Here is a 16,772-nt window from a genome sequence, read left to right as displayed (position 1 = left end):
GTGAAGGACCGAAATGGCCGCGGAAGACGGAAAGAAACAGCTTTTGCACCTGGTGTTCGGCGGCGAGCTGAAGAAGCTGGGAGGCACCGAGTTCCGCGATCTCGACGCGCTCGACATCGTTGGCGTTTATCCGGACTATCAAACCGCGCACACCGCGTGGAAGGCAAAGGCGCAAGCCAGCGTGGACAATGCCCATATGCGCTATTTCGTCGTCCATCTGCACCGGCTGCTCGACCCTGAAAGCAAGGCCGCCGGTTGACAGCGATGGAGCATGAAGCGGTGAAAGGGCAGCCCACCGGCGCCGCGGTCCGAAGAAGACGCGGCGGCAGTTCGAAGACATTCTGGCGCAAGATCCGCGAGCCGTTGGCGCAGTCGCGAATCGTCAAGAGCATGATCGTCAGCCTGCTCGCCCAGTTCGTCCGCCTGGTGCGCCTGACCAACCGCGTGGTCGAAGGCTCGGCTAAATTTTCAGGCGGCGACTACGCCGAATTCGAACCCGGCATCATCGCGCTCTGGCATGGCCAGCATCTGCTGACCCCAGCCTATTATCCCAAGGGACGGCCGCTGGTCGCCATGGTCTCGCGCAGCGCCGACGCCGAACTCAACGCGCTGATGATCGAAAAATTCGGCATCGAGGCGGTGCGCGGCTCCGGCGGGCGTGAAAGCACGAAGCATCTCGACAAGGGCGGCGCCAAGGCGCTAATTGCCCTGAAAAAGTCACTCGTCGCCGGCAAGAACGTCGCCATGATCGCCGACATTCCCCACGGCACGCCGCGCGACGCGGGGCTTGGTATCGTTCTGCTGGCACGCCTTTCCGGCCGGCCGATCATGCCTGCCGCCATCGCCACCAGCCGCCGCAAGGTGCTGGAAAGGAGCTGGGACAAGACCACCATCAACCTGCCGTTCGGCCGCTCCTCGATCGTCATCGGAACGCCGGTTTTCGTGCCGGCCAATGCCGACGAGGCCGAAATGGAGCGCAAGCGCCAGGAAGTCACGGCCGCGCTCAATGCCGCAACCGCCGAGGCCTATCGGCTCGTGGACGGCAGGCCATGAGCGTCGGCTGGGCGCGCGCCTTCCTGGCGGCCTACCGCCTTGCCGGTGCAGCCGCCTATCCGCTGATGGGTCCCTATGTCGCCTGGCGCACATCGCAGGGCAAGGAAGACCGCAGCCGCAGCCGTGAGCGCTACGGCGTTGCCGGGCGGCCGCGCCCCGAAGGGCCGGTGATCTGGATCCATGCGGCAAGCGTCGGCGAGACCCTTGCGGTCGTGCCGCTGGTGCAAAGCATCCTCGACTACGGTGTCAACATCGTGCTGACGACGGGAACAGTGACCTCGGCGCAGGTTGCCGACGAACGGCTGGGCGACCGCATCATCCACCAATATGTTCCGCTCGACCTCAAGCCGGCCGTCAGCCGCTTTCTCGATCACTGGCGGCCGGACCTGGCTATCATCGCCGAATCCGAGATATGGCCGATGACGATCCTCGAGCTCGGCGCCCGCCACGTGCCGCAGGTGCTGGTCAACGGCCGGCTCTCCGACCGTTCGTTCAAATCCTGGAAGAAGCGCGCCAACATCGCCGAGGCGCTGTTCGAGAACCTTGCACATGTCGTTGCCCAGTCGGATGTCGACGGCGAACGGTTTCGCGCGCTTGGCGCCCGGCCGGTCACCGTGTCCGGCAACCTCAAGGTCGACACCTTGCCGCCGCCGGTCGACGAACGGGCGCTGGCGACGCTGAAGCGCCAGATCGCCGGCCGCCCGACCTGGGCGGCAATTTCGACCCATGACGGCGAGGAGGTGGTCGCGGCGGAAGTCCACGCCACGCTCTACAAGCGCCACCATGGCCTGCTGACGATCATCGTCCCGCGCCATCCCGACCGCGCCGAAGCGCTGGCCGCACAGATTTCCGGCATGGGCCTGAAGCTGGCGCGGCGCAGCAAGGGCGACCGGATCACCGCCGACAGCGATATCCTGCTCGGCGATACGATCGGCGAGATGGGGCTTTATCTCCGGCTGACGGAAATCGCCTTTGTCGGCCGCTCGCTGACCTCGGAAGGCGGCCAGAATCCGCTGGAGCCGGCCATGCTCGACACCGCTGTGCTGGCCGGCCGCAACGTCCAGAATTTTCGCGAGGCCTATCAGCGCCTGCTCGACAGCGGCGGCGCCAAGCTGGTGCGCGACCGCGACATGCTGGCCGGCGCCGTCAATTTCCTGCTGAGCAATGAAGTTGCGCGCCACGAGATGATGGCGGCCGGTGCCGCCACAGTCGACCAGATGCGCGGTGCGCTGGCGCACACGCTGAAGTCGCTCGAGCCTTATATCCAGCCATTGATCGTCAAGTCGCGCCTGAAGGGCGCCGACGGGCGATAGGTGGCGTCGGAAGCACCACCTTTCTGGTGGGAAGCGCCGGACTGGCGGGTCTTTGCGCTGTCGCCGCTATCAGCCGTCTATGGCATCGTCGCCGGCCGCCGCATGCATCGGGCGGTACGTGAAAAGATCGACGCGCCAGTGCTTTGCGTCGGCAACTTCACCGTCGGCGGCAGCGGCAAGACGCCGGTCGCCATCGCGCTGGCAAAGCAGGCCAGGCGCATGCAACTCAATCCCGGATTCCTGTCGCGCGGCCATGGCGGCTCGTTCGCGCAGCCGCATGTCGTCGATGCCGGTCACGACGCTGCCAAGCATGTCGGCGACGAGCCGCTGCTTTTGGCCGAGCACGCGCCGGTTGCGGTGAGCCCCAACCGCGCTGCCGGCGCCAAGCTGCTCCTGGAAGCCCATGGTTGCGATTTCCTGATCATGGATGACGGTTTTCAGAGCGCGCGCATCCATATCGATTATGCGCTGGTCGTCGTCGACGCCCGTTACGGCATCGGCAACGGCCGGGTCATTCCGGGCGGTCCGCTGAGAGCCAACATCGTCGACCAACTGGTGTTCACCGACGGGCTGTTGAAGATGGGCGAGGGCGCTGCCGCCGACCAGGTCGTGCGCCAGGCGGCGCGCGCCGGCCGGCCGATCTTCGAGGCGCATGCCGAGCCCGCGGCCAAGGAGCGGTTCGCCGGCCGGCGGTTCCTCGCCTTTGCCGGCATCGGCCACCCCGAAAAATTCTTCGACACGCTGCGCGGCACTGGTGCGGAAGTGGCGCTGAGCCGGTCGTTTCCGGACCATCACTTCTATGCCCCTGATGAACTCGCGGAACTGGCGGCAACCGCGCGCCGCGATGGACTGGGCCTCGTCACCACCGCCAAGGACGCCGCCCGGCTGCGCCACGGCGCTGCCCCGGCCGATTTCCTCGCTGAACTCGCCGTGCTGGAGATCGACGCCACGTTCGAACTCGACACTGTGCCGGAGCGCATCATCGACGAGACGCTGGATGCCTGGAGACAGCGCCGGCTGCGAGGGTAGGGCGCTCCCGCGTTGACACAGGATATTTCTCGCCGCTTATCACTATTATAAGTCAGACCGGCTTCAGCGCGGGGGGTGGAATGGTTAGGTTGCGGGCACTCTTTGTGGGCTTTGTTCTTGTGGCGATGGCGAACCCATCTTCGGCGCAGGCACCCACCGCGACCGACAGCGAATTTCTGGTCTCGGTCACCGAAGCGGACGGTGCTACCCACGTTCGGCCCTCAAACATTGTACCGCTTATCCCCGATAGCGCCTGCTTTGAATGGCGCGTACGTCTGGCGCAAGGCGACAGACTGGTATCGGTCACCGAGGTGTTCGCGCTTCCCGCGGAGCCCAGGCAGTGGGGTGGTATCGACGGAAACGAATACAGCTTGAGCAAGCTATCGGGCGATCGAAGGGTCTCCGAGACCACCATGTTCTACAAACCGCAGGACGGATGGATCTCGCATGGCTGGTGCATGGCCGAGGGTGATCCGATCGGGCCGTATTCCATCAAAGTGCTTGTCGGAGATCGGCTTGTTCATAAATTCGACTTTTCGGTCGAAAACGCGCCGGCATCCTCAAAGCCATAGTCCTGCAGGCGTTCCAGGAAAATCAGATCGACGGTGAGCCTTGCTTTCCGGTGTGCCGATCTAACCCCGGCTGCGCAGGTCCGGATGCATCTCGATCTCGCGGCGCAGCGAGGCGGCGGCGCTGACATAGGGCTCCTGCCTGGCGACGCTCCAATATTTGAGCTCGTCCAGCGGAATGCTCTCGCCGGTCACCGCGCAGCGCACGAAGGCGCCGGGGCTGGTGACCTGGAAGTCGCCGTCGAGATAGCGGATACGGGCTTCCTTGCCGCCGGGGCCTTCGAAGCGGTTCATCATGGAGTGGTGCCAAGGTTCATGCTGATTTCATCGCCATAAATTGCCGGCAAGGTCAAGCTTGACGCAATGCTGAGGCGCTATTGTCGCTCCAAACCATTCTTATGGGACCGGCATGGACATTTCATCCGCCCGCCTGACCGCGCTGCTGCGTGAGGCCATGATGTTGGCAGCGTTGCCGTCGGCGAAGGCCGATCCGGCGAAAGCAGCACTTATAAAGGCGCTGGTGCAGCCGCCGACGCCGTCCGGCGCGCCTTTGCAGCCGGCAGCGGCGCCGGCGCTGCAGGCGCTGTTGTCCGCAGCCGTCGCAAAGGGGCAGCAGACGGGTTCAGCCGAGATCCTGCAGGCCTATCTGGCGCTTGCCGAACCGGGTGACGCGGCGCCCGACGATTTCGGGCCGACAACGGCTGCGACAGGCAAGGCGACGCCAGCCAACGACGATGCACAGCGCGGTCTGCCGGTGCCGCCGGCCAGGGCCGATGATGGCGCTGCCGCAAAGCCGGCAGGACTGCCCTGGTTTGCGCTTCTCGCACCGGGGGTTTCGCCGCCGCGCCGCGCCTCCGCCACCGACGCGGCGGCGAAGCGGGGGCAGGCGATGTCTGGGTCGAATGACACGGTCCAGCCCGAAGGCCGGCAGCAGATGCGTGTCGGCCTGATGGCGCTGGCAGCCGGGTTTCTGGCCGTCGCCATTGTCGGGCTCGCCTTGCTGGTGCTTGGCTGAGCACCGAACAATCGCCGCTATCGCTCGGCTTCGAGGAACGCTTCCATCTTTTCCATCGCCAGCCCAGCCTCAATTGCGATGCGGCGCGAAAGCTCGGCGGCAGCCGTGCGCGGCCGCCCCAGCGGCCGGTCGAGCCAGTACGACACCGGGTTCAGCGCCGTGCGCTCATCGACGGCAACGATGCGGCCCGACTCCAGCTGATGTCGGGTCAATGGCGGCCGCGCCAGCGCGATGCCGAGCCCATAGGCGGCAGCGTCGAGCACCAGATTATAGTCCTCGAAGCGGCGGTCCTGCGGGCGCGGGCGGTAGTCCATGCCTTGCGCGGCAAACCAGGCACGCCATCCGGAGGCGTCGGAATCGTTGATCAGTGGAAATTTGAGCAGCCGGGCCGGGTCGCCGCGACCGATCTCGCGGGCAAGGCCAGGCGCGGCGACGGGAAAGACATGTTCCTCGAACAGCTTCACCGAGATCCGGCCCGGAATGCCGCCGCGCCCGCAGCGGACCGACAGGTCGATGCCTTCATCGGCAAGGTCGGCCTGGCGGATGTCGACGTCGAGCACGATGCGCAGCTTGGTGGGATTGTTCTCCAGCGCCGCCAGGCGCGGCATCAGCCACAGCCCGCTGACGGAGGGTATCGATGTAAGCCGCACCACGGCGGTGCCGCGCGGCTCGACCCAGCGGTCGGAATGGCTGGAGATCAGCGCAAAGGCTTCCGCTGTGCGCAGATGCAGGCGGTTGCCCTCGATGGTCAGCGAGACGCCGCGGGCCCCGCGGTCGAACACTTTCAGGCCCAGCCAGTCCTCCAGCTTGGCGATCTGCCGGCTGACGGCGCCATGGGTGATGTTGAGCTTCTCGGCCGCGGCCGAAAAGCTCCCCGTGCGCGCCGCCGCATCGAAAGCACGCAGTGTCTCGAGCGGCACCATTGTGTCTGAGCTGTGATCCATAGTCACAGGTGATCCTCGATTTGATCGTTTGTCAACGGCGCCGAAAAGGCGCTTTCTGCGGTTCATGACTGAAAAACGCGAGGACAGTGGGATGAGCGCAGTAACCGGCACATCGAATCAGACACAGCGGATGGACACCACGGCAGCCATCGCCGTGGCTCTGACGGTGGTCGGCTGGGCATCGGCCTTTCCAGCGATTCGTGCGGGTCTCGCCGCCTTCGGGCCGCTGGAACTCGGTTCGCTGCGCTTTGCCATTGCCGCGGTGCCGGCGGCGATCTTTCTTGCCGTCAAGCGCCCGGCACTGCCGAGGCTCGATGAAGTGTGGCGCCTCGGCTTTGGCGGCGCCATTTTCGTCGCGCTCTACACCGTCATGCTTAATTACGGCGAACTGACCGTGTCGGCTGGCGCCGCCGGTTTCATCATCAATGTCAGCCCGATCTTCACCGCCATCATGGCAATGGCATTGCTGGGCGAGCGTTTCTCAACGTGGGCCTGGTTTGGCACGGCCATTTCATTCGCCGGCATCGGCATCATTGCGGTCGCCGACGGCAATGGCTTGAGTTTCGACACCGGCGCGCTGCTGGTTCTTGGCTCCGCGCTGTGCTCGGCCGTCAACACGATCGTCCAGAAGCCGCTCTTTGCCCGCCATCACCCGCTGACCATTTCGGCCTCGAACATGATCCTTGGCGCACTTTGCCTGGCGCCCTTTTTGCCAAGCGGCTTTGCGCAGGCAGCGGTCGCCAACACGGCCGGGATCGGCGCCGTGATCTTTCTTGGCATCGTGCCCAGCCTGATCGCCTATGCCGCCTGGGCAACCGCTCTGTCGCGTCTCCCGGCCGCCCGTGCCTCGAACTTCCTTTATCTGGTCTCGCCCATGTCTGCCCTGATCGGTTTCTTCTGGCTGGGCGAAGTGCCGACACTGCTCGGTCTCCTCGGCGGCGCGCTGGCGCTCGGCGGTGTGATCGTGGTGAATTTGAAGCGTTAAAACAAAAAGTTGGAACCGTTTCCGGACTCAAACCGGGAACCGTATCCCCAGCATGCAGACACCCGGAGGAAGGACCGTTATGGTGAGTTGCCTGGCTGGGGGATGGAATGGGAAAACTGTTCATATCGGCAATCTTTTGCGTTTTGCTGCTGACCGGGAAAGCCTTCGCTGGCTGGTACCAGGTCGAAAACTACGAAGGGTCCATCGGGCCTAATCCAGTCCATCTGTCACTGCAGAGATATGACAGTTTCGGCAGCGGGATTACGGTCGAAGGAAGCTATTTCTACGACGCGAAGCAAAGCCCGATAGCGGTGTACGGCAAGATCACCGGTACCAGCGTCTCCCTTTGCGAGATTGCGGACGACAAGGAATTCGACCGGGTCCTGGTCATTGGATCGAAAACGCCGGTCGACACCGCCCGATGTCCGTTTTCTCTCGACCTTGGCGAAAGCGGCGCAACGGGGACCTGGAACAGAGGCCTGGACAAGTTCCCGATCGTGCTGAAGAAGGTCGCAAGCCTCGACGATACCGGTGAGGCGAAGGTTGACGGGACCGTCGAGATCCCCTTCTGGGCGCAGACAGCCACCCACAGATTTGCCGGGGACTACGAGAAAGCCGGCTTTCTCGTCTGCATGAGTAAGCTGCGGGTCATCGACAAGAAGAAAAAGAAGGTCGTTCAGGAGATCGTTTTCGATGACGACGATTGCGATGCCGGCATGCTGATGACTCCCATCTACATGAATGTTCAAAAACAGGTTGGGGGAAGCTTCGAGATAATCTCCGTGAATTTTCGCGGCAGTGGCGCCGGTTACTCAAGGGATTACGTTTTCTCTCATAGGTTCAAGGATTATCGCCTGTTGGTGAATTGAGCGTGTGGCCTGACCTGGCTTGTGCTCACCGCCTTCCGAACAACCGCTCGATATCGGCGAGCTTGAGTTCGATATAGGTCGGGCGGCCGTGGTTGCAGGTGCCGGAGCCGGGAGTCGCCTCCATCTGTCGCAGCAGTGCGTTCATCTCCTCGGCCTTGAGCAGCCGGCCGGAGCGCACCGAGCCATGGCAGGCCATGGTGGCGGCGATCTTGTCCAGCCGCTCTTTCAGCGTCTCGACGGTATCGTTGTCGGCGATCTCATCGGCAAGGTCGCGCACCAATTGCTGGACATTGGTTTCGCCGAGCATGGACGGCGTCTCGCGCACCGCCACCGCACCGGGGCCGAAGCGCTCGATGCCGAGACCGAACCGGGCCAGCGTTTCGGAATGCATGGCCAGCCGCTCGGCGTCCTCCTCCGGCAGGTCGACGATCTCCGGCAGAAGCAGCATCTGCGAGGGCACCGCGCGCGAGTGCAGGGCATTCTTCAGCGCCTCGTAGACCAGCCGCTCATGCGCCGCGTGCTGGTCGACGATGACAAGCGAATCCCTGGTCTGGGCGACGATGTAGTTCTCGTGGACCTGCGCGCGGGCGGCGCCCAGCGCGGTGCCGAGCAGCGTCTCGGCCGGCTCGGCTAAGCCGGCACGCGCATCGGCGCTGGCGAGCGGACCGGCGTCGAATGCAGCCTGGTCGTTTTCGCGGAAGCCGGCGCCGTCAAATCCCATATCCAGCGGCCGCTGTGGCGAGCGGTCAAAGCCCGAAAAGCCCGAGGCCCGGTAGGCCGCGTCATAACTGCGATGACCGTTGGCAGGACCCGCATGGGCGTAGGAGGCGGCTCCCGGCCGGAACGCCGCCACCATCCCGGCGGCCCCGCTGGTGGCGGCGCGGATGCCGGCATTGGCCAGCGCCTCGCGAATGGCGCCGACGATCAGCCCGCGCACCAGGCCGGGGTCGCGAAAGCGCACATCGGCCTTGGCTGGGTGGACGTTGACGTCGACGGTCGCCGGATCGAGCGTCAGGAACAGCACGGTCACCGCGTGCCGGTCGCGCGGCAGCACATCGGCGAAAGCGCCGCGAATGGCGCCGGCAATCAGCTTGTCGCGCACTGGCCGGCCGTTGACATAGGCATATTGCTGCAACGCGTTGGCGCGGGTGAAGGACGGGATCGAGACGTGGCCGGTCAGGTGCACGCCGTCCCGGCTGGCGTCGATAGCGATGGAATTGTCGGGAAACTCGGCGCCCATGACTTGCGCGACGCGGCGCAGGCTGCCTTCCGCCGTGTCGTCGGTCGCCGGCAATTCCAGCGTCGAGCGGTCCGAGCCGGCGAGCGTAAAGCGCACGGCGGGGAAGGCGATAGCGATGCGCTTGAGCACGTCGCTGGTGGCGGAGCTTTCGGCGCGCTCCCCCTTCATGAATTTGAGCCGGGCCGGCGTGGCGAAGAACAGGTCGCGCACCTCGACCGTGGTGCCGCGGTTGGCCGCCGCCGGTTTGACCGCCGAAACGCGGCCGCCTTCGATGGCGATCTCGGCGGCAGCGTCGCCTGCAGCCGTGCGCGAGCGAACCGACAGTCGCGCCACCGAACCAATTGACGGCAATGCCTCGCCACGGAACCCGAGCGAGCGGATATCGTGAATGTTGTCGGCAAGTTTCGAGGTGCAGTGGCGCGCAATGGCCAGCGCCAGTTCCTGTTCGGGGATACCGGAGCCGTCATCGGTGACGCGGATCAGGTTCAGCCCGCCGCCGGCAGTGACGACCTCGACGCGGGAGGCGCCTGCGTCGAGCGCGTTTTCGACCAGTTCCTTCACCACGCTCGCCGGACGCTCGATGACTTCGCCGGCGGCGATCTGGTTGATCATCGTTTCGGAAAGCTGGCGAATGGGCATGGGGGTATTATAGGCGGATTCGAAGGGTGTGCGGAAGGCTTCAATGAATGCCGGACATTGGAGACGCCAGCGGGACAGCACCCCCCTCTGGCCTGCCGGCCATCTCCCCCGCAAGGAGGGAGATCAGATGTCACGACGGCTTTCGCCAATCTTCAATGCCTGAAGGGTGACGCGACATATGAACTGCCAATCTCCCCCCTTGCGGGGGAGATGTCCGGCAGGACAGAGGGGGGGTGTGAAGGAACTCCGCGATAGTGACTACGCTGCAACCGATTTCAAGCCTGCGCCGCCAGCCAGTCCCTGACTTTCCGCGCATTCTCGCTCAGCTCACGGTTCTTAGGCCAAACCACGTAGAACGCCTTGCCGGTTCTCAGCACATGGTCGGTCACCGGCACCAGCAGCCCCGAAGCCAGGAGCCGTTCGGCCAGATGCCGCCAGCCGAGCGCGATGCCCTGGCCCTCCATGACGCCCTGGATCACGAGGCCGTAATCGTTGATGCGCAGGCCGCGCGCGGTGTTGTCGAGGCTGCCGCCCGCCGACTGGAACCATTCGTCCCAGCTAGCCGCCTCGCGGTAGGGCTCCTCAAGGTGGATCAGGCGATGCGTCGCCAGCTCCGCGACGCTCCTTGGCATGCCGAATTTCGCGAGATAGCTGGCGCCTACGACTGGAAAAATCTCCTCGTCGGCCAGCGGCAGCGAATGATAGTCGGCCCAGTCGCGCGGCTCGCCGCCGCGCACGGCGAGCGGGATGCCCTCGGCGATGATGTCGAGATCGCGGTCGGCGGTCTGGATGCGCAAGTCGATGCCCGGCAGTTCGTCGCGGAACTGCTGCAGCCGCGGCATCATCCAGAACGAGCCGAAGGCGGTCGACGCCGCCAGCGTGACATGACCGCCGGTCGCCTGCAGGCGCAGATCCTCCGCCGATTTGCGGATATGCGACAGGCCGAGTGAGACGTCGGCATGGAAGCGTTCGCCCGCTTCTGTCAGGACGACCTGGCGGTGGCGGCGCTGGAACAGCTGGGCGCCAAGCTGTTCCTCCAACCCGCGCACCGCATAGGAGACGGCGGCCTGCGTCATGCCAAGCTCGCGCCCGGCAGCGGTGAAGCTCGACAGCCGGCCCGCCGCCTCGAAGACGATCAGGCTGCCGGCCGAGGGCAAGAGGTGGCGCAGGCTTCGCATAAGCTGAGCTTATACAAGAGATCAGGATTTTCCAGCATCACATCCATATTTCCTCTCGCTAACCTGGTTGGACGGAATGAGGAGGCTCCATGAACGCACCGGCCACTGAACTGACCGAGCAAACCCACCGCCGCGGCGGCGGTCGCCTCGGACGCAAGGCGCTGAGGAGCGCCCCCGTCACCTCGTTCCCAACGCTGGTCCGCGAGATCCCCACCTACCAGATGGTCCCGGACGAGGCGGTGGAACTGATCCACCAGGAGTCACTCGCCATCCTCGAAGAGGTCGGTTGCGAGTTCCGCGACGACGAGGCGATCGCCATGTGGAAGGCGGCGGGCGCCGACGTGTCCGAGACACGCGTCCGCATCGACCGCGGCCTGCTGATGGAACTGGTCGCGAAGGTTCCGTCCGAATTCACCCTCAATGCGCGCAATCCCGAGCGCACCGTGCGCGTCGGCGGCAAGAACTCCATCTTCGCGCCGATGTATGGCGCGCCTTACGTGCGCGACCTCGACAACAACCGGCGCTATGGCACGCTCGAAGACCTCAACAATTTCCACAAGCTCGCCTACATGGCGCCGGCGCTGCATTCGTCGAGTTCAATCATCTGCGAGCCGATGGAGATCGCGGTGCCGAAACGGCATCTCCACATCATCCATTCGGCGCTGAAGCACTCCGACAAGCCGTTCATGGGCATCGTTACTTCCAAAGATCGCGCCGAAGACACGATGGCGATGGCGGGCATCGTCTTCGGCGAGGAGTTCGTCCGCGACAACCCGGTCCTGGTGTCGATTACCAACTGCAACTCGCCGCTGGTGTGGGACGCCACCATGCTGGACGCGATGAAGGTCTATGCGCGCAGCAATCAGCCGCTGATCCTGGCGCCCTTTGCGCTGTGCGGCGCATCGACTTCGGCCTCGGCCGTCGGCGCGGTGGCGCAGGTCAATGCCGAAGCACTGGCCGGCGTCGCTTTCACCCAACTGCTGCGCCCGGGTTCGCCGCAAATCTACGGCCAGTTCATGGTGACGGTCGACATGAAGACCGGCGCGCCGATGGGCGGCACGCCGGAAGCCGCCCAGATGATGTATCTGATGGGCGCGCTGGCGCGGAAATACAAACTGCCCTGGCGAACCTCCGGCTTCCATGTCGGCTCCAAGCTCAACGACGCCCAGGCCGGCTATGAATCCAACATGCTGATGCATGCCGCCATCCTCGCCGGCGCCAATTATATCTGGCACTCCGCCGGCTGGTTGGAGGCTGGGCTGACCTGCGGCTATTCGAAATTCGCCACCGACTGCGAGCAGCTTGTCGGCTGGTACAAATATGCCGGCGGCCTGCCGTTCGACGACTTCAAGGAGGCCATGGCGGCGATCCGCGAGGTCGGGCCGCAGGGCCATTTCCTCGGCACCCAGCACACGCTCGATCATTACGAGTCGGCATTCTTCATACCCACCATCATGGACTTCAACTCCTACGAACAATGGAAGGCCGGAGGGGCGAAGGATCACGATACGCGCGGCCGCGAGAAAGCCCGCAACATGCTGGCCGACTATGAAGAGCCGAAGCTCGATGAGGGCATTGCCGAGGGCCTCAGGGACTTTATCGCGCAGCGCGAAGAGAGGCTGCCCGACAGCGTTAGCTAAGAGAACGACGAATGAGTTGATAAACGGGCGAAGACCCGATGGGAACCGCAAGGGAGAAAGACATGACACTTTTCAAAAGCAATGGCGATCGCGTGCCAACCGCCATCGGGGCGCTGGCGCAAGAGACGCGTGCTGGCCGCATGGACCGGCGCGAGTTTCTAGCATTGGCAAGTGCGTTCGGCGCATCGACGGCGCTGGCCTACGGCATGATCGGCCTTGCCGCGCCGGGACAGGCTTTTGCCGAGGAGCCGAAGAAGGGCGGCACGCTGCACATATCGATGTCGGTCAAGGCCCAAAAAGATCCGCGCACCTATGACTGGGTGGAACTCGCCAACATCTCGCGCTGCTGGCTGGAGCCGCTGGTCCGCTACACCAGGGAATTCACCTTCGAGCCAGTGCTGCTCGAAAGCTGGGACATCAATGACGACGCCACTGAATACACGTTGCATGTGCGCAAGGGCATCACCTGGAACAATGGCGATGCTTTCAACGCCGATGACGTGGTCTTCAATGTTACCCGCTGGTGCGAGAAGAAGGTCGCCGGCAACTCCATGGCCGCTCGCGTCGGCGGGCTGATCGACGAAAAGTCGGGCAAGGCCAGGGAAGGCGCGATCGCCAAGGTCGACGACAATACGGTCAAGCTGACGCTCAGCGCGCCCGACATTTCGCTGATTCCGAACCTCACCGATTATCCCGCGCTCGTCGTCCACCGCAATTTCGACGCCGAAGGCGCCGACCCGGTCAAGAAGCCGATCGGCACGGGCCCGTTCGAACTGGTCTCCTACGATGTCGGCCAGAAGGCGGTGGTCAAGCGTCGTGAAAACGGCAAGTGGTGGGGCGGCGAAGCGCCGCTCGACAGCGTCGAGTTCATCGACTACGGCACGGATTTCAACGCTTCGATCAACGCCTTCGAATCCGGCGAGATAGACCTCAATTTCGAGACGCCGGCCGACTTCATCGACATCCTGGACAAGATGGGGCTGGAGAAGTCCGAGGTTGCGACGGCAACCACGCTGGTTGCCCGCACGAACGTTACCCACAAGCCCTATGACGACCAGCGGGTGCGCAACGCGCTGCAGATGGCGGTCGACAACAATGCGGTGCTGGAACTCGGCTATGCCGGGCGAGGGACGGTCGGTGAAAACCACCATGTCAGCCCTATCCATCCTGAATATTTCGCGCTGCCCAAGAAGACGCGCGACGCAGCCGGCGCCAAGAAACTGATGGCGGACGCAGGGCAGGCCGATTTCGAGCACGAGCTGATCACCGTCGAGGACGACTGGCAGAAGAACACCGGCGACGCGATTGCGGGCCAGTTGCGCGACGCCGGCATCAAGGTCAAGCGCACGGTGCTGCCGGGCTCGACCTTCTGGAACGACTGGACGAAGTATCCCTATTCGATGACCATCTGGTACATGCGCCCGCTTGGCGTCCAGGTGCTGGCGCTTGGTTATCGCACCGGCGAGGCCTGGAATGAATCGGCCTATTCCAACCCGGACTTCGACGCCAAGCTGAAGCAGGCGCTGTCGCTGATCGACGTGGAGAAACGGCGTGAGGTGATGAAGGATGTCGAGCAGATCCTGCAGGATTCCGGCGTCATCATTCAACCCTTCTGGCAGAAGCTCTACAGCCACATGAACAAGAAGGTGAAGAACTACGGCGTCCACCAGACCTTCGAGATGGACCTGCAGAACGTCTGGCTGGATGGCTGAGACGGTGCAGCCGGGGCTTCATGAGCCGCAAAAAAGCCGATATGCAGGATGTCTGGTATTGCCGCCTTGCCGCCAAACTTCCGGAGATCCTGCATGAAACCGATAGTGCTTGCCGCTGTCTTTTCGATTGCCTTGCCAGCGACGGTGCTGGCCGGGCCGGCTTCCAACGCCGTGAAGTTCTTTTATGTGCCCGAGGTGAAATTCGAGGGAGATGCAAAGTACCGCGACCGCTTCACCGAGCCGGTGACCAAGCTGTTCGATCTCAACGACCAGGCAACGAAGAACAAGCCCGACGAAGTCGCCTGCCTCGACTTCGATCCCGGCCTCGACGCGCAGGATTTCGACCAGAAGTCGATTGCCAAGACATTGAAGCTGGCCGAGACCGTCAATGGCGATACGGCCGAAGTCACCGCCACCTTCAGCCTTTTTGCGGAAGGCGATGATTCCAAACGCGAAATGCTGTGGTCGCTGAAGAAAATCGACGGCAAATGGAAGGTCGCCGACATCACCTCCAAGACCAGCAGCTGGACGCTGAGCGCGCTGGAATGCATGCCCGACAAAGCGCCGGAGTGATCCCGTGCTTCGCCGTCTTGCCCTGGCGCTGTCGACCATATGCCTGTTGGCGGTGGGTACGAGCGCAGCCGCCGCTCAAGGGCTGCTCGGTCCGCCACCTGCAAATGCCCCGGCCGAGACAGTGCCGGGCGGCGCAGCACCGCCCGCAAATCCACCCGGGACAGCGGTGGAACCGGCGACACCGCCGGTTGGGTGGTCGCCGGCCGAGCCGGCCGCGCCCGTCCTGGCGGGCTCGCCGACGGCTGTGGTCAAGCCGTTCTACGAACATCTCGGACTGGAGCTCGATCCGACCCAGCGCAAGAACTTCGTCGACCCGGCCAAGACCGTACTCGACAAGAGCGACGCGTTGCGCAAATCCGGGCAGGGCGAATGCCTCGACCCCAACATGGCGCTCGACAATGCCGATTCCGACAAGCTTGCGATCGACAAGAGCCTGAAGAGCATCGAGGCCGTCAATGGTGATCAGGCCAAGGTGGTGGTCGCCTTCGTCGTCGAAGGCAACCAGCACCGGCTGGAGTGGAAGCTGAAGAAGGTCGACGGCGACTGGAAGATATCCGATCTGCTTTCGGTGACCGGTGAATGGGCGCTCAGCCAGTATCAGTGCGAATAAGCCGCCGATTGTTTCCGGGTGGTCGGCAATGAAGCTTCGCGTTTTGCTCGCGATCGCGCTGGTCGGGTTGGGCGCTGCCGGCTGCGGCCTCGACTGGCAAATCGGCACGATGCTGATCGCCCGCGCGCCTTGGCAAGCTTTGGCGGCTCCCGGCGATTTGCCCGTCGAGCGCGTCGTGCTCGACCAGCCCGGCGCTCCTGATCTGGTCGGCTGGGCGGCTGATCGAAAGGGCAGCTGCGGCGCGGTCGTACTGCTGCATGGGCGCGGCGCCAACAGGCTGGCCCTGGTTCAAAGAGCGAAACTTTTGTTCGACGCCGGCTATTCCGTCGTCCTGTTCGACCTGTCCGGGCACGGCGAGAGCGGCGGTGCCATTCAAGGTTTCGGCTACACGGAAGCGCAGGACGCCGCCCGCATCATTGCCTATGCCAGGCAACGTTTTCCTGGCCAGAAGCTTGGCGCTGTCGGCTCGTCGCTAGGCGCCGCTGCTTTCGTCTTTGCGGCACAGCAAGCGCCCGCCGATGCCTATGTTCTGGAGCAGCTTTACGCGAGTTTGCGCGAGACCACGGCATGGCGCATGCCTTTCAACTTCTGGCGCGGTTTTCAGGCCGATGTGCTTTTGGCGCAGATGCCGCTTCGTCTGGGGTTGAGCGCCGACAATGTCAGGCCGGTCGATCGCCTCGGCCAGATCGGTGAACCGCTGATGCTGCTTGCGGGAAGCACCGATCCCTTCATCGATCGCAGCCAGGTGCAGGCGCTGCACAGCGCTGCTGCCGGCTCACAACTGGTCTGGTTCGAAGGAGCGGGCCATGTGGACCTGCTGCGGTATGACCAGCCGCGCTATCGCGATGCCGTCCTTCCCTTTCTGGCGACAAAGCTCTGCCGAGCCGCCTATGGCTGACGTCAGTTCAGCCACGGCCGCGATAGGGGGCAACGCCGGTGTCGGGCAACCAGGCGCCTTCGGGCGGAGCGCCGGTCTGCCAGAAGACATCGATCGGAATGCCGCCGCGCGGATACCAATAGCCGCCTATGCGCAACCACAGCGGCTTCGTTGCCGCCACAATGCGGCGGCCGATCATCACCGTGCAGTCTTCATGGAAAGCGCCATGGTTGCGAAACGAGGTCATGAACAGTTTGAGCGACTTCGATTCCACGAGCGTGGCATCGGGTGCGTAGTCGATGACGATATGAGCGAAATCCGGCTGTCCGGTTACCGGGCAGAGCGAGGTGAATTCCGGGCAGGTGAAGCGCACGATCGCCGGCGGTCCGTCGCCGCGCTGGAACGGCACGGTCTCCAGGACCGCGGTCTCCGGGCTCTGTGGCGTCTCGACGTGGGCGCCGAGCTGGGTGAGGGTTTTGGTATCGATCATCGCGGTTTTCCTGGGGATTTTCCGCGCTCATTAGCA

18 protein-coding genes are annotated in these 16,772 nt (G+C 64.0%); 13 read left to right on the top strand and 5 right to left on the bottom strand.

Features of this window, described 5'->3' with window-relative positions; all coding sequences use genetic code 11:
• The first annotated feature begins 13 nt into the window (after nt 1–13).
• The 5 genes from NKH54_RS14495 (at nt 14) to NKH54_RS14475 (ending at nt 3,967) form a co-directional block, all read left to right on the top strand.
• The gene (locus tag NKH54_RS14495) at nt 14–259 is read left to right on the top strand and encodes a DUF4170 domain-containing protein (protein WP_023682943.1); all 246 of its coding nucleotides are present in this window, start codon (nt 14–16) and stop codon (nt 257–259) included.
• Nucleotides 260–264: 5 nt separating this feature from the next.
• A complete protein-coding gene (locus NKH54_RS14490) occupies nt 265–1,053 on the top strand; it encodes a lysophospholipid acyltransferase family protein (protein ID WP_023682942.1) in 789 nt (262 codons plus the stop codon).
• Entirely contained in the window at nt 1,050–2,366 is a 1,317-nt protein-coding gene (gene waaA / locus NKH54_RS14485) for a lipid IV(A) 3-deoxy-D-manno-octulosonic acid transferase (protein ID WP_023689593.1), read from the top strand. Before NKH54_RS14490 ends, waaA begins: the two co-directional genes overlap by 4 nt.
• A complete protein-coding gene (gene lpxK / locus NKH54_RS14480; RefSeq protein WP_023734236.1) occupies nt 2,367–3,395 on the top strand; it encodes a tetraacyldisaccharide 4'-kinase in 1,029 nt (342 codons plus the stop codon). It abuts the gene before it with no gap.
• Between the two features lie 89 nt (nt 3,396–3,484).
• A complete protein-coding gene (locus tag NKH54_RS14475; RefSeq protein WP_155922435.1) occupies nt 3,485–3,967 on the top strand; it encodes a PM0630 family protein in 483 nt (160 codons plus the stop codon).
• Between the two features lie 60 nt (nt 3,968–4,027).
• Here the strand turns inward: NKH54_RS14475 and NKH54_RS14470 are convergent, their stop codons facing one another.
• Entirely contained in the window at nt 4,028–4,261 is a 234-nt protein-coding gene (locus NKH54_RS14470; protein ID WP_023694434.1) for a DUF2093 domain-containing protein, read from the bottom strand.
• A gap of 112 nt (nt 4,262–4,373) precedes the next feature.
• Between NKH54_RS14470 and NKH54_RS14465 the strand changes: the two genes are divergently transcribed.
• Nucleotides 4,374–4,979, top strand: a complete 606-nt coding sequence (locus NKH54_RS14465) for a hypothetical protein (protein WP_353028444.1) — start codon at nt 4,374–4,376, stop codon at nt 4,977–4,979.
• Between the two features lie 17 nt (nt 4,980–4,996).
• Here NKH54_RS14465 and NKH54_RS14460 read toward each other — a convergent pair whose 3' ends face one another.
• A complete protein-coding gene (locus NKH54_RS14460; protein WP_353028443.1) occupies nt 4,997–5,923 on the bottom strand; it encodes a LysR substrate-binding domain-containing protein in 927 nt (308 codons plus the stop codon).
• A 91-nt stretch (nt 5,924–6,014) separates the two neighbouring features.
• Between NKH54_RS14460 and NKH54_RS14455 the strand changes: the two genes are divergently transcribed.
• Complete coding sequence (locus NKH54_RS14455; RefSeq protein ID WP_023734232.1) at nt 6,015–6,908, top strand: DMT family transporter; 894 nt, start codon at nt 6,015–6,017, stop codon at nt 6,906–6,908.
• Between the two features lie 107 nt (nt 6,909–7,015).
• Nucleotides 7,016–7,777, top strand: a complete 762-nt coding sequence (locus tag NKH54_RS14450) for a hypothetical protein (protein ID WP_353028442.1) — start codon at nt 7,016–7,018, stop codon at nt 7,775–7,777.
• Nucleotides 7,778–7,802: 25 nt separating this feature from the next.
• Here the strand turns inward: NKH54_RS14450 and mutL are convergent, their stop codons facing one another.
• Both mutL and NKH54_RS14440 read right to left on the bottom strand, forming a co-directional pair.
• Entirely contained in the window at nt 7,803–9,656 is a 1,854-nt protein-coding gene (gene mutL / locus NKH54_RS14445; RefSeq protein ID WP_353028441.1) for a DNA mismatch repair endonuclease MutL, read from the bottom strand.
• A 275-nt stretch (nt 9,657–9,931) separates the two neighbouring features.
• Nucleotides 9,932–10,834 carry a LysR substrate-binding domain-containing protein gene (locus NKH54_RS14440; RefSeq protein WP_023682936.1) on the bottom strand — a complete coding sequence of 301 codons (903 nt, stop codon included), beginning with the start codon at nt 10,832–10,834 and terminating at the stop codon, nt 9,932–9,934.
• Nucleotides 10,835–10,923: 89 nt separating this feature from the next.
• Between NKH54_RS14440 and NKH54_RS14435 the strand changes: the two genes are divergently transcribed.
• The 5 genes from NKH54_RS14435 to NKH54_RS14415 all read left to right on the top strand — a co-directional run bounded on the left by NKH54_RS14435 (nt 10,924) and on the right by NKH54_RS14415 (nt 16,267).
• Entirely contained in the window at nt 10,924–12,474 is a 1,551-nt protein-coding gene (locus NKH54_RS14435) for a trimethylamine methyltransferase family protein (RefSeq protein WP_353028440.1), read from the top strand.
• Between the two features lie 62 nt (nt 12,475–12,536).
• Complete coding sequence (locus tag NKH54_RS14430) at nt 12,537–14,186, top strand: ABC transporter substrate-binding protein (RefSeq protein WP_353028439.1); 1,650 nt, start codon at nt 12,537–12,539, stop codon at nt 14,184–14,186.
• A gap of 93 nt (nt 14,187–14,279) precedes the next feature.
• The gene (locus NKH54_RS14425) at nt 14,280–14,759 is read left to right on the top strand and encodes a DUF3828 domain-containing protein (protein WP_023694426.1); all 480 of its coding nucleotides are present in this window, start codon (nt 14,280–14,282) and stop codon (nt 14,757–14,759) included.
• 4 nt (nt 14,760–14,763) lie between these two features.
• Complete coding sequence (locus NKH54_RS14420) at nt 14,764–15,369, top strand: hypothetical protein (RefSeq protein ID WP_353028438.1); 606 nt, start codon at nt 14,764–14,766, stop codon at nt 15,367–15,369.
• Between the two features lie 28 nt (nt 15,370–15,397).
• Nucleotides 15,398–16,267 (top strand): alpha/beta hydrolase, encoded by an 870-nt coding sequence (locus NKH54_RS14415; protein ID WP_023698009.1) that lies wholly within the window; start codon nt 15,398–15,400, stop codon nt 16,265–16,267.
• A 7-nt stretch (nt 16,268–16,274) separates the two neighbouring features.
• Here the strand turns inward: NKH54_RS14415 and queF are convergent, their stop codons facing one another.
• Nucleotides 16,275–16,736, bottom strand: a complete 462-nt coding sequence (gene queF / locus NKH54_RS14410) for a preQ(1) synthase (RefSeq protein ID WP_023682931.1) — start codon at nt 16,734–16,736, stop codon at nt 16,275–16,277.
• Between the last annotated feature and the right edge of the window lie 36 nt (nt 16,737–16,772).

Origin of the sequence: Mesorhizobium sp. M1004 (assembly GCF_040318795.1) — a bacterium.
Lineage (GTDB): Bacteria > Pseudomonadota > Alphaproteobacteria > Rhizobiales > Rhizobiaceae > Mesorhizobium.
This window is presented reverse-complemented; position numbering and strand designations above follow the sequence as displayed.

Coding starts and splice junctions, on each gene's coding strand:
- NKH54_RS14460 (WP_353028443.1), bottom strand. CDS start 5,923: ATGGATCACAGCTCAGACACAATGGTGCCGCTCGAGACACTGCGTGCT.
- NKH54_RS14435 (WP_353028440.1), top strand. CDS start 10,924: ATGAACGCACCGGCCACTGAACTGACCGAGCAAACCCACCGCCGCGGC.
- NKH54_RS14450 (WP_353028442.1), top strand. CDS start 7,016: ATGGGAAAACTGTTCATATCGGCAATCTTTTGCGTTTTGCTGCTGACC.
- NKH54_RS14465 (WP_353028444.1), top strand. CDS start 4,374: ATGGACATTTCATCCGCCCGCCTGACCGCGCTGCTGCGTGAGGCCATG.
- NKH54_RS14425 (WP_023694426.1), top strand. CDS start 14,280: ATGAAACCGATAGTGCTTGCCGCTGTCTTTTCGATTGCCTTGCCAGCG.
- waaA (WP_023689593.1), top strand. CDS start 1,050: ATGAGCGTCGGCTGGGCGCGCGCCTTCCTGGCGGCCTACCGCCTTGCC.
- NKH54_RS14470 (WP_023694434.1), bottom strand. CDS start 4,261: ATGATGAACCGCTTCGAAGGCCCCGGCGGCAAGGAAGCCCGTATCCGC.
- NKH54_RS14495 (WP_023682943.1), top strand. CDS start 14: ATGGCCGCGGAAGACGGAAAGAAACAGCTTTTGCACCTGGTGTTCGGC.
- queF (WP_023682931.1), bottom strand. CDS start 16,736: ATGATCGATACCAAAACCCTCACCCAGCTCGGCGCCCACGTCGAGACG.
- NKH54_RS14415 (WP_023698009.1), top strand. CDS start 15,398: ATGAAGCTTCGCGTTTTGCTCGCGATCGCGCTGGTCGGGTTGGGCGCT.
- mutL (WP_353028441.1), bottom strand. CDS start 9,656: ATGCCCATTCGCCAGCTTTCCGAAACGATGATCAACCAGATCGCCGCC.
- NKH54_RS14430 (WP_353028439.1), top strand. CDS start 12,537: ATGACACTTTTCAAAAGCAATGGCGATCGCGTGCCAACCGCCATCGGG.
- NKH54_RS14490 (WP_023682942.1), top strand. CDS start 265: ATGGAGCATGAAGCGGTGAAAGGGCAGCCCACCGGCGCCGCGGTCCGA.
- NKH54_RS14455 (WP_023734232.1), top strand. CDS start 6,015: ATGAGCGCAGTAACCGGCACATCGAATCAGACACAGCGGATGGACACC.
- NKH54_RS14440 (WP_023682936.1), bottom strand. CDS start 10,834: ATGCGAAGCCTGCGCCACCTCTTGCCCTCGGCCGGCAGCCTGATCGTC.